General features: G+C 75.8%; 1 protein-coding gene. It reads left to right on the top strand.

What is annotated here, in order from left to right; genetic code table 11:
* The coding region (locus AB0J09_RS63855) for a hypothetical protein (protein WP_360714142.1) at positions 1-1,840 on the top strand (1,840 nt) is incomplete at both ends.

The raw sequence follows: 1,840 nt of genomic DNA, 5'->3' as shown, positions 1-1,840 counted from the left end.
CCGCCGTCGCCGAGCTGGCCCGGCTGGTCGCGAGCGGCGGTGAGGTGGCGGCGGGGGCCGGGGTCGAGCTGAGCCCCGGGTTCGTGTCCGCCCGGCTGGACGGGGTCAGGGGCGACAGGCGCGACGCCGTGCTGGCCGCGGTCCAGGCGCTGGAGCTGGAGGGCCTGCACCGGCTGGGCGACAGGGCGGGGGTGCTGGTGGCGCTGTTCGGCGCGGAGGCCACCAAGCCGGTCGCCGCCGCGGCGGGCCGGGCGATCGCCGAGGGCCGGTGGGCGGCCCTGCGACTCGCGTCGGCGGCCAGCGGCCTCCTGGGCGCCGAGCAGGTCGAACGCCTGCTCCACCTGGGCGCCGAGCAGGCCGCACGCCTGCCACACCTGGACGTGTCCGATCCGGCGCCGGGGCCCGCCGCCTCCACCATGGCCGAGCACCTGGGCCGTGTGCTCGGCACGTACCCGCAGCGGCGGCGGCTCGGCCTCCTCCTCGACCTGTGGGAGCGGGTGGCGGCCCGCCAGGAGGCGGGCAGGCGGAAGGAGCGGCGGCTGGCCACCCAGGGCAAGCAGAGCAGGCTGGAGGAGCTGACCGCCCGCTACGCGCACCACGAGAACGAGTACCTGCTGGAGCGCGTCCGCTTGGACGTGGGTCACGAGCCGTCGCTGGTGGAGGCGGCCCGCTGGTTCCCGAGGCCATATCACTGGACGATGTTCATGAGCCGCGCGATGCACAACGCCATGGCCGCCACCGTGCTCCTGCGTACCGCGATGGCCGTGGCCGACCACGGTGTCCGGGACGGCATCGCCCGCTCCGCCGGCCAGCTCTCCGCGGCCGCCGCGCTCATGGAACCCCACGAGGCGGGCGCCGCGGCGCGCCGGGTCCCCGGGCTCGCCGGGCTCCCCGCCCGTCCGGGGTGCTATGTCAGGGACCTGGCCGCGCGGCTGAAGGCCCCCTCGGAGCCGTACGTGATGCAGCGGCTGGCCAGGGCCGGCGAGTACGCCATGGTGGTCATGAACGCCGTCACCGAGCTGCTCGACGAGGCAGGCGAGCAGCTGAGCGGCTGGTCGATCGGTGGCCTGCGGGAGTGGCGCGCCGCCGTCGGGCACACCGCGCAGCGCCCTCCCGCCGCATGGGCCCAGCCGCCGGTCGCCACCGAACGACGCCCGCTCGACGAGAGGCTGGCGGCTCAGCCCGGCGTGCCGCCGGAAGAGGAGGAGACGGCCGGCGACCTGCTCTGGTTCGCCGACCTGGCCGACACCCTCGCCCAGCTGAACGGCCACGAGAAGGCCGCCGTCGACTACGGCCACATCCACCCGTACGCCGACTGGGACCCCGACCCGGACGAGCCGTCACTGGATTCGATCCCCGCGGCCCTCGCCGGCGCCGCGCAGCTCGTCTCGCTGGGCGGGGAGCCGCCCCGGCAGTGCCGCGACTGGGCGGAGCTGACCGCCGGGCTGACCCGTAGCGTGGAGGTCACGGAGGCGTTCACGACGGTGTTCCGGCTGCCGGCGCCGCTGGCGGCGGAGGACGGCACGATCCTCCCCGGCACGGACGTGCGCGTGGAATGGGCGCGCGACCCGCGCACGCTCGCCCGGTGGTCGGCGTACATGGGCAACTGCATCGCCGGCCCCTACTACGTCGAGCAGGCCGCGAAGGGCACGTGCGCGCTGGCCGCGCTGCGCGGCCCGAACGGACGGATCGTGGCGAATCTGGAGATCCGGCACCGGCGGCAGGGCTGGCAGATCGTCGAGTTCAAGGCCAGGTTCAACGCCGAGCCCGACCAGGGGCTGAGTGATGGCGTGGCGGGCTGGCTGGCGGCTCTCCCGTCGCCTCCGCTCCTCGAGGCGCC

It is taken from the genome of Nonomuraea sp. NPDC049784, from assembly GCF_040659615.1.
Taxonomy (GTDB): Bacteria; Actinomycetota; Actinomycetes; order Streptosporangiales; family Streptosporangiaceae; genus Nonomuraea.
The sequence above is the reverse complement of the archived record's forward strand: the minus strand, read 5'-3'. Positions and strand labels throughout refer to the sequence as shown.